This is a genomic window from Streptomyces sp. NPDC031111, assembly GCF_055570675.1.
In genome coordinates this window covers 21,884-31,749 of the sequence record NZ_JBVIGS010000040.1, presented here as the reverse complement: position 1 = coordinate 31,749, position 9,866 = coordinate 21,884, and the positions used below count along the sequence as shown (strand labels likewise).

Sequence of the window (9,866 nt, the reverse complement as noted above, 5' to 3'; positions counted from 1 at the left end):
GCCGAGGCCGACGTCATCATGATCCTCGTCCCGGACCCGATCCAGGCCGAGGTCTACGAGAAGCACATCAAGGACAACCTGAAGGACGGCGACGCGCTGTTCTTCGGTCACGGCCTGAACATCCGCTACGGCTTCATCAAGCCCCCGGCCGGCGTGGACGTCTGCATGGTCGCCCCCAAGGGCCCGGGTCACCTGGTGCGCCGTCAGTACGAGGAGGGCCGCGGCGTTCCCTGTCTCGTGGCCGTCGAGCAGGACGCCACGGGCGACGCCTTCGCGCTGGCCCTGTCGTACGCCAAGGGCATCGGCGGCACCCGCGCCGGCGTCATCAGGACGACCTTCACCGAGGAGACCGAGACCGACCTGTTCGGCGAGCAGGCCGTCTTGGCTGGCGGTACCACGGCGCTGGTCAAGGCGGGCTTCGAGACGCTGACCGAGGCGGGCTACCAGCCGGAGATCGCCTACTTCGAGTGCCTGCACGAGCTGAAGCTGATCGTGGACCTCATGTACGAGGGCGGCCTGGAGAAGATGCGCTGGTCGATCTCCGAGACCGCCGAGTGGGGCGACTACGTCACCGGCCCGCGGATCATCACCGACGCCACCAAGGCCGAGATGAAGAAGGTCCTCGCCGAGATCCAGGACGGCACGTTCGCCAAGAACTGGATGGACGAGTACCACGGCGGTCTGAAGAAGTACAACGAGTACAAGCAGCAGGACTCCGAGCACCTGCTGGAGACCACCGGCAAGGAGCTGCGCAAGCTCATGAGCTGGGTCGACGAAGAGGCGTAGGTCTCCTAGGGGTGGGGCCGGAGCACACAGCTCGGGCCCCATCTGTAGGCGCGACGTGACGGCTCGGGGAGCAATGGTTCCGGCGGCCCCGCGCATGACGGGCCGCCGACTCACAGAACGAGGAAACCCCATAATGAACGAAGACTTGTCGGAACTTGATGCCGTTCAGCGGGCCTTGGGCGCCCGCGCACGTCTGCGAAAGTGGGCCGACGGTGGCCAGGTGGTCGACCTGCTGCACGCGGCGGCGACGGCCGGGTGGCTGGACGCACTGACCGTGCCCACCACCCTTGAGACGCTGGCCAGTACAGGCGGGGTCTCCACCGAGCGTGCGCGCCGGGTTGTCGAAGTGTTCCTGGCCGCGGGGGTGGTCCGTACATGGGACGACTCTTCATCCGCCTTCGTACTCACCACGGAGTTTGCCGCGCTGAACAGCGGCCCCGCCGGGGTTCGGCTGGACGACTCGATCGACGATATCGTCGCGGCGCGCGAGCGGGTCCGCTCGGCCGTCTCGCCGGACGCGGGGTACAACTGGGAGCACGACGCACTGGTCGTTGCCCGTAACTGGGGCTTGTCGCCCACCGACGCCACGCGGGCCATGTTCGCTATGGCCTTCGACTCGGTGCCGGAGTACCGCGATCGGCTGTCCGCGGGCGGCTCGCTGCTGGACGTCGGCAGCGGTGTCGGCGGAGCGCTGCTGGCCAGCCTGACGATGTTCCCCGAGCTGCGCGCGGTCGGAGTCGAGCGGGCCGACGACGTTGTCAAGGAACTGCGGGAGCGGGCCGAGGCGGCCGGCGTGACCTCCCGCCTGGAGATACGGCACACTGACGCCCAGGAACTCGATGACGAGGCGGTTCACAAGGTCGCCTACTGGGCACAGGCGTTCTTCCCCTCCGACTCGCGGGCGACCACCCTGGCCGCCGTGCGGCGCGCGCTGGTTCCTGGGGGTCTGCTCCTGGTGCAGGAGCTGGCGCCACCGACGCAGGACAGCCCGGAGGCACGTCTGCGCTCCGCCCTCGACGCTCTCGTCGCCGACTCCCGCGGTGTTCCGCCCATCCGCACGGCGGAGGAGCTGGCTGCGGAGCTGCGGAACGGCGGCTTCGAGGACGTACAGATAGCGGTGAGCCCCGTCGGCCGCCTTGTCCTGGGTCGGCGGGGGGACTGATAGGTGACCGCCACGCGTTCCGGCGCCGGACCGCCTTAATGGCTCGGACTCGCCCGGCGAGGATCGGCCACCGTCGCGGGGAGGTCCAGCAAGTACCGGTGCACGTGGGGGTGATCGGGGACTCCACATCTCCTGATCACCCGAAACCATCCGGCCTCCGTCTCCGCAACTCCGTGAATTCCGCAGCCACGATGGGATGTGTCCGGCGTCAGACCGGGGGGGGTGAGCAGGCCGGTGATGTGCATGCGCCGGGCCAGGCGCAGTCGGAGTTCTTCGGCGGTGCCGTTGGCGATCTCCGCACCCGTAGTCGGAGCCGTCCGCGATGCGCGGCACGGTCTGGCGCCGCGCGGCAGGCCGGTGATCCGGACCATCTCGTCGGCGACGATCTGCGGGTCGGCTGGAGGCAGCCATCGAAGAGGTGTTCGATATCTGCGCCACTGGAGGCCAGATGGCCGGCGATCCGGTCGTAGGCCGCCATAACCTCGGTGTCGGTAGAGAACGCGGCATTGGCGAAGTGCTCGGTGCCCTTGGTGAACACTTCCCGGCATCACGATGGTCGTCTCGATGGCGTAACGCGTGATCACCCACGCCGTCGACCCGGCTAACAGGTCATCTCATTTGGGTGTAGCTCATCAGGAGGGACGGGCTGAGCAGCGGTGACGTCCGGACGGGCTTTCGTGGCGAGCGTCTGCCTCCTACTGTTGCGGCAGGACTTTGGGGGCGCCGATGGGCTCGTTGAATGAAGAGCTGGAACGTCGAGAAGCGGCAACCCGCGCTCGAGTCGAGGAACTCCAGGATAAGGTCGAGGAGTTGAAGCAGCGGCTCACGGAAGCTGAGAAGCGGCTGACGCGCCTGCAGATCACGCGGGAACCGGTGAACGAGGTCCTCGCCGAGACCGGCCCGGAGGCGGGTCCCGGTGCTGTCCGGGCGGACCGACGAGACGAACGAGACCGTGGGTACGGCGCCAAAGTCCGGACAGCGTCACCGTCGACTTCGTGCCGGGGGGCAGTGAACCAGCCACAGGTCAACGCGCTGGCGTTGGTACCGACGGGGTCCTGACCCCGACGCGGCTGCCCAAAGGGCGGATGAGCCGAAGAGGCAGATGAACTGCCCTGTGGGGCAGAGTGCCGACAGGACGGGTGTCCGCATGGTGCAACGCCACTGATGAGGCGTGCGTCGCAGGATCGGGCGCCCTCCGATCCGCCGGCCGACGCTTTCGGATGCGATGCCGTGGTTCTACCGTCAATGTCATCGTTTCGGTAAGGGGCATGAATGAGGGCGCACGACAGACAGCGATCGGACGCCGCGGACGGCCGGGAAAGGACCGCCCGCACGGCCGCACCCGGCGGATTACTGGGGTTGCAGGCGAGCGTTGGCAACCAGGCGGTGCTGAGGATGATGCGCCGCGAGCGGGAAGGAGACGCGCCCCGCCGGGGGGAGGCCGTGCAGCGCGCCGATATTGAGACCGGCTCGCACACTCCTGACCGCTCCGACGTGGAGGCCGGTCTGCGCGAGCCGGGCCGCCCTCTGGACCAGGCCACGCGGGTCCGCAAGGAGGAGCAGTTCCAGGCAGACCTGTCCGGTGTCCGGCTGCACACCGGTCCGTCCGCAAAACAGGCCGCAGCTGCCGTGCAGGCACGGGCGTTCACGGTGGACCAGGACATCGTGATCGGTGAAGGGGGCGGCGATCCCCAGACGCTGGACCATGAGTTGACGCACGCGGTCCGCAACCGGCAGCGGGCCTCGGTCGGGCATCCGACGGGCGGTGGGTTCAACATGACGCGCCCGGATGACAGCGAGGAAAGGGAAGCGGAGTCCAACGCCTCGCGGATGCGTTCCGGCGGCACCAGCACGGTTCTGGGGGAGGGAGCCGGCCACCGGAGTGCCGGGAGAGGCCGCGCTCACGCGGGCGCCCGGTCCTCAAAGGCTGCGCTCCAGCGCACGGGGCCGACCGACACCGCCGAGGAGTCCGCCGCAGAGGCGGCCGGACCGGCGGAGGGAGCGGCTCCGAAGGGCAAGGAGATCATCGCCCGCCTCAGCCAGTCGATCGAGCAGAACACCGTCCAGACGACGTCCAAGTGGAACGTCTTCGCCCCCGGAACATGGTGGCCTGAGCAGTGGATGGTCCAGGGCCCCTCGCGGCTGCGGAAGACCCTGGACCGACGTGTGATGCGGGGTGAGGCGTTCGGCGACCAGGACTTGGACGACATCAGGCAGCTCTCCTCGGTCAACCAGCAGTGGCTGAAGGACGTGGGGATCGGAACGTACGACGAGGCCGAGAAGTACACCGAGGGTCCGTTCACGGACTGGTTGAAACTGGCTGCCGGCAAACGCGTCCTCACTGCGACCCTGGCCGTCCGCAAGAACCACCCGATCCTGCGGGAGCCGGGAGTCCTCACGCCCACGGACCCGGCCTACACGCTCGGCCGGTTCATGCTCACCAAGGCGCCCGGCACCACGCCGGAGGAACGGCAGGGCCTGGAGCGGGAACGCGACCAGCAGATCCGGGACACCGCCGTCGACACCCTGTATCCGGAAGGTATGGCTGACGCGCGCCGGCATGAGGGTGCCGTACCGGCCGAGGGCGCCGCGTTGGGCAAGGGCAAGAAGAAGGCCCCCGACTACGCTAGGAAGGACGCCCAGGGCCGTGAAATGCTCACCAAGATCCTTCTCGTGCTGCGTCACGGGCTTGAGCTCTACAACCCGGCGAAGGGCGGGCACGAAGCCGACTACGAGCAAGACGTCATCCGCGCGCTGGCCCACGGCGGACGCGTCAACATCCGTATTCCCGCCCTGAGTTCCAAGGACGAGGCGGCCTACCGACTGCCGCACTTCCTGGGCGTGACCAAGGACGACACCAAGGGGGAGCCCACGGACGGTGTGACGGAACGGGATTTCGCCACCCACCGCACCTCCATCGGCGCCAACAAGGGTGAGAAACCAGGAAAGTTCAAGGAGAAGGGCGGCGTCATGGCGTCCCTCACGAACAAGCTCTCCGTCGGCGCCGCCAGCCCTAAGCTGTGGGGTCAGGACATCGCTGGCGGCGGATTCGGCTCCAAGGACTGGAACGGCAACATGGTCCTTCCGAACGGCTCGTACGGCCATGTCCTGCTGGTCTACCACCGTCCGACCACGGAGAAGGACGGCTCCCTCCAGATCGGCATCGAGACCATCGCACCGCACGCGGACAGCCCGGTCGGCTACGAGCATGACTTCCGCTCCACCGAAGCCACCTCGAACCCAGAGTCCGTCCTGCACGGCCACAAGGGAGACAAGATCGGCTCCGGCGGGCTCGGCAAGAACGAACGCCTCGTCGACCTCCGGGCGATGGGCGCTTCCCACCCCAGTGGCGACTGGCGGATCTACCTGGACGAGATCCAGCGCGACTGGGAGAGCGCACTCGCCAAGACCGACGAGGTCTCGCCGCAACGCCGAGCGCTGTACGAGGAGTTGGTCGGTCCCCGCGCCAAGGCGTGACACCGGCGGGCCGCGGCGGCCGAGTCCGAGGAAAAGGCTCTGAGCGCGTGCGCCGCCGCCACGCCCGGGCCCGGCAGCGCGGTGAGCAGTAGCGGCTGTCCGAGCGTTTGCGGAGGCCTATGGGGGAGTCGCTGGCGTACCAGGTGGCTCCGCACTCCGGCAGCGGGTCCGGGGCCAGGGGTGCCGTCGCCCTTCCGGCATGGCCTTGCAGGTCTCGCCGCCGGCCTCGATGGCGACGAGGCGGGCCCGCTGCCGTACGCCAGGCTCGCGTACGGCAGCGGGCCGAGCAGTACTACTGCGATGCCTCCTAGTAGAAGGCGATCGACCAGGCGTGCGGCACTGAACGGGCTTGGGTCGGCAGCAGAATGTCGATGCAGTCCTTGCAGGCCAGGTCCGAGTACACGTAGGCGATGCTGTCGTTGCGTTGATGATCACGGCGGGGTCGCCGGGCCAGTTGCTCGCGTGGCAGCCGGTGGGGTTCTCCCAGCAGCCACCGTTGAAGATCAGCACTCCGTTCGCGGTCGAGGCCGACTGAGTCGCACCGAGCGTGAGCGCAACGCTCGCGCCGAGTACTCCGTGCGGCGTCCTGGGCCGGCCGGCGCACGGTCCTGACCATGCGCCAGTCGCCACGCTGTTCAGGGTGGAAGGCGCTCAGTCGTGCAGCAGACTGGCCTCCTGCTCCGGGGTCAGCCCCTGCGAAAGGAGTGGTTCGCCTCGCCCGCGGTCCCAGGCCAGAACCTTGGCGGCTGTCTCTTCCAGTGGTGTGCTGGGAAGCCCCACCTTCCGGGCCCCCTCACAGCTGATCCGGAACAGTCGATCCCATTCCAAGGAGCCTGCGACGAAGGGAAGTTGCGGCATTCCGGCTCTTGCGGCCACCGGAACGATGTCGACTTCGCTGCCGGCTGCGCGAGCGCACGCCTCAATCAGGCCGGCCAGCGTCGTCGGCTCCGCGGGCCCGACGGCGGTGAACGTGCCCGGCCGGTCGTCAACCAGGAGTCGCCACACCAGAGCTGCGACGTCGTGGATGTCGATGACTTGGACAGGCTGATCCGGACGGCCCGCAGCGCGACGCGCCCACCACGTGAAGCGGTCGGTGGGGTCGTAGGGGCCCGCTGCTATGCCGGGTCGGACCACGGTCGCCCGGTCACGAAGCGGGCGAGCACCTCGTCCTCACACGCCACATTGAACGGTCCGTACGTCTCCCACGGGTCGGCCGTCCCGGGGTTCCACGCCGGCTGCTTGCGGGGGGGCATCCTCGTCCCACACGGTGACGTTGTCATGCTGCCCTGAGGTGTCGTAGACCGCACAGGTGGAGATGTAGAGGTAGCGTCCGGTTCGTTCACCAACCGCGTCGACCGCCTGTTGCACATGTCGGGGCGTGTATGCGCTGACGTCGATGACAGCGTCCCAGCGGTCGTCATCCACCTCAGTGACGCATAGTCCCCCGAGTCGCGGTCCCCTACCCGTCGAGTTACTTGGGGGAAGATCTCCGGATTGGTTTGCCCACGAAAAAAGTGGGTGACATCGACGCCGCCTGCTAGAGCGCTCTCAACGATTGTGCGACCGACGAAAGACGTTCCACCCAGCACCAAGATTCACACAAGGAGGTCCTTTCAGTGTCTATACCGGCTGATCACATTGGTTCCGATGTGCCGCGACCAGCACAAGCCCGCCGGGTACCGTGGGGCGAGGGGTTTTGTGTGCGTTCCATGAGTTCTGGGCTGAGTAGCGAGGCAACTGGTGCCATCATGTTGGCTACTTGAAGGAACGCCGTGCCGAGGACGGGGTCGATCGCTGCGGAAGCGCGGAATTGGTCGAGGTAGCGGTTGATCTCCTCGTGTCCCGCAGCTCGCTCGCCTTCGACCTCGGGGAACCGTAGGTCACCGCCCGCAGCCAGTGACCACGCTTCCGCCAGTAGGTCTGCCGCCGCTTTGAAGAATCGCGGGGCCAGGTCGTTCCCACCGCTTTGGAGGAGAGACCGCAGGAGCTCGGCCTCCATGACGGCTACCGTCATACCTTGACCGTAGGCCGGGTTGAGACTGCACAACGCGTCACCGAGGACGAGGAATCCATCGAGGTGGCGGTCGAGCCTTTCGAAGTGCTGGAGGGAACTTTCGGGATAACGCATCTTGACGGCGTCGTCGACAGGCGTTCCCGCACGTAGCACCTTGGCTACGTCTTGCCCCGCGAGCGCCGAGGCAAATTCGATCATTTTGGCATTGTCCGTGGGAGGTTCTTCGCCCAGCAGTCCAGCAAGGCACACCGCCAAGCGGTCGGCTTCCTGCCGAACCACTGTCCCGGCCCGGGGGTTTCCAGGGAAAGCCACCACGGCCTCCCCCAGCTGTTTGTCAAGCAATCCAGGCTCGTACTTGTAACGACGAGTTACATAGACGAGATTCATCTTGACAACTGTCCGTTCCGGCACGGGGTAGCCGAACTCGCGTAGCCAGGTCAGGGCACGCGAGCCGCGTCCCGACGCGTCCACCACCAGCTCGGCCGGTACGGTCTCCTCTGCGCGTCCCTGCCTCTGCACCCGAACTCCAGCCACCCGCTCGCTGTGGAGCACCAAGCCGTTCACCTGGGTGGTGTCCACGAGGGAGACGTTTTCCAGAACACGGACACGATCGCGGATCATTCTCTCAAGCAGAGGCCTGCTCAGGCAGAACGCGCGCAGTCCCGACTTCGCCTCGGCCATCTTGTGGCCATCCAGGAACCACGAAAAATCGGCCTGCGTGTCCCCATTGGGCACTCCCGCGGCCGTCATAGTGTCGATGAAACCAGGAAGGAGCGCGTCCAGTCCGATGGCGCCCCGGCTGATCAGGGCGTGCAGATGCCGACTCTGCGGCACGCCACGCCGTGGACTGGGTCGTAACAGCAGCGCGTCCCGGTCGAACACGGTCACGTGCGTGAACGAGCGGCTCAACACAGAAGCCGCGAGCAGACCCGCGACGCTTCCACCAATGACGACAGCGTGTTCGCCGATCACACTGGATTCTGGTTTCGTAGACATGATCGACTCTTTTCGAGCGCCCCGGTTCGGGGCCAAGCGGCCGTGTGCCCACGAGAGTACACCGGAGATAGAACGTTCGGTACCGCCGCTGGGATTCAAAAGTGTCCCGCGACGCTCGCCGTGTCGCAGCCACACCAGGTCGGTGCTTGCCGCAGCCCGGCCAGGCCATGCGGCGAGCGGCGCAGACAGCCTCTGCCCGGAGCGGTCAGACAGGATCGACGCCTGCCACCATCCGGGGCGTCTCGATGGTGGGGAAGGTCTGGAAGAAGAGGTGCTCCACGCGCCGGAAGGAGATCCGCCAGCCCGCGGGCGTGCGAATCCAGTCGTCGTGCCAGTAGCCGACGGCAAACGTGTTGCTGGACCCGTCCCGGCTGGCGTGCATGTGCAGATGCGGGGTGACCGAGTGCGCGGTGTCGCCGGCGATGCCGACAGTGGCGTGTCCCTCGATGTGCTGCCAGGCGTTGAAGGAGAAGCCCAGGCCCGCGGTGCCGCCGACCAGATCCTTGCCGCGCATCAACTCGGCGTACTCACGCAGCTCGAAGACCTTCGCGCCGGCGGCGGTGGCGTCGATCTTGACATCGGGGGTGAAGAGTTGCTCCCACTGCGCGAGCACGTTGCCGTCTCCGCTGTCGGCCTGATGCAGGTCCTGCCCCAGTCCGTAGAGGGCGATCTTGTCCTGTATCTCGATCCGGTCAAGCAGGTACCGGATGCGGCTGTCGTCGGACATCTTGATCCACCATATTTCTATGATCTTGGAAATACCAAATTTACGTTACCATGGGCCCATGGCGCGCAATCCTCGAACATCGGCCCCGATGCCACTGCCCAGTCTGGCCAAGATCTTCGCCGTACTCGGCGACGAGAGCCGCATGGCCATTGTGCGGCTGCTGCTCGACGGGCAGCTGCGGACCGCCAGTGAGATCGCCGAGCAGGTGTCACTACCGGCCTCGACCTGCTCCTATCACCTCACCAAGCTGCTCAACGCCGGCATCACCGTATGCAGGGCCGACGGCACGCTGCGCCTGCCGGTCCTGCGCCGCGAAGACCTCGACAACAGCTTCCCGGGACTCCTTGATCTCATCCGACAAGGCACGCTCTCGTCCGCGCAGGACTGCTCGTGACGCAGGCTCAGTCCCCGAGGAATCGGCGATGGCCGTCACTCGATCAGTGGCCCAGCCGAAAGAGCCGACGGTATAGAACGTTCGGTATTGACTTCGGCGCGATCCCTGGCCATGCTTCTCGGGACATGCAGAGGTAAACCATCCGCATCATCCCCGTCTCCACGTTCCTGCCCCTGGTGAAGCGTGCAGACCAGAAGGCAGGCCCCGGCACCACGGGCCTGGTTCGGCATCCATTCCCCCGCGCTGACCAGGCCCGTGGCCCCATACCGGTGAAACCGGTCGTTCGTCTGGGGTGACTGGGATCATCGAA

Annotated in this window: 7 protein-coding genes; 4 read left to right on the top strand and 3 right to left on the bottom strand. The window is 66.8% G+C overall.

Features of this window, described 5'->3' with window-relative positions:
• The 3 genes from ilvC to ACZ470_RS39200 form a co-directional block, all read left to right on the top strand.
• Positions 1 to 786 (top strand): ketol-acid reductoisomerase (ilvC, locus tag ACZ470_RS39210; RefSeq protein WP_468434750.1); only part of this gene is annotated, 786 nt, incomplete at its 5' end.
• A gap of 220 nt (positions 787 to 1,006) precedes the next feature.
• On the top strand, positions 1,007 to 1,948 hold the full coding sequence (locus ACZ470_RS39205) for an SAM-dependent methyltransferase (protein ID WP_468434749.1): 942 nt from the start codon (positions 1,007 to 1,009) through the stop codon (positions 1,946 to 1,948).
• A gap of 1,359 nt (positions 1,949 to 3,307) precedes the next feature.
• On the top strand, positions 3,308 to 5,425 hold the full coding sequence (locus tag ACZ470_RS39200) for an eCIS core domain-containing protein (RefSeq protein WP_468434748.1): 2,118 nt from the start codon (positions 3,308 to 3,310) through the stop codon (positions 5,423 to 5,425).
• A gap of 651 nt (positions 5,426 to 6,076) precedes the next feature.
• Here ACZ470_RS39200 and ACZ470_RS39195 read toward each other — a convergent pair.
• The 3 genes from ACZ470_RS39195 to ACZ470_RS39185 form a co-directional block, all read right to left on the bottom strand.
• Positions 6,077 to 6,559, bottom strand: a complete 483-nt coding sequence (locus tag ACZ470_RS39195) for a hypothetical protein (RefSeq protein ID WP_468434747.1) — start codon at positions 6,557 to 6,559, stop codon at positions 6,077 to 6,079.
• A gap of 499 nt (positions 6,560 to 7,058) precedes the next feature.
• Positions 7,059 to 8,435, bottom strand: coding sequence for an NAD(P)/FAD-dependent oxidoreductase (locus ACZ470_RS39190; protein WP_468434746.1), 1,377 nt, complete (start codon positions 8,433 to 8,435; stop codon positions 7,059 to 7,061).
• 205 nt (positions 8,436 to 8,640) lie between these two features.
• Positions 8,641 to 9,162: a nuclear transport factor 2 family protein gene (locus ACZ470_RS39185; RefSeq protein ID WP_468434745.1), complete on the bottom strand. Its 522-nt coding sequence runs from the start codon at positions 9,160 to 9,162 to the stop codon at positions 8,641 to 8,643.
• A gap of 58 nt (positions 9,163 to 9,220) precedes the next feature.
• On the opposite strand from ACZ470_RS39185, the gene ACZ470_RS39180 reads away from it, so the two are divergent.
• Positions 9,221 to 9,556 (top strand): ArsR/SmtB family transcription factor, encoded by a 336-nt coding sequence (locus ACZ470_RS39180; RefSeq protein WP_468434744.1) that lies wholly within the window; start codon positions 9,221 to 9,223, stop codon positions 9,554 to 9,556.
• The last annotated feature ends 310 nt before the right edge of the window (positions 9,557 to 9,866 follow it).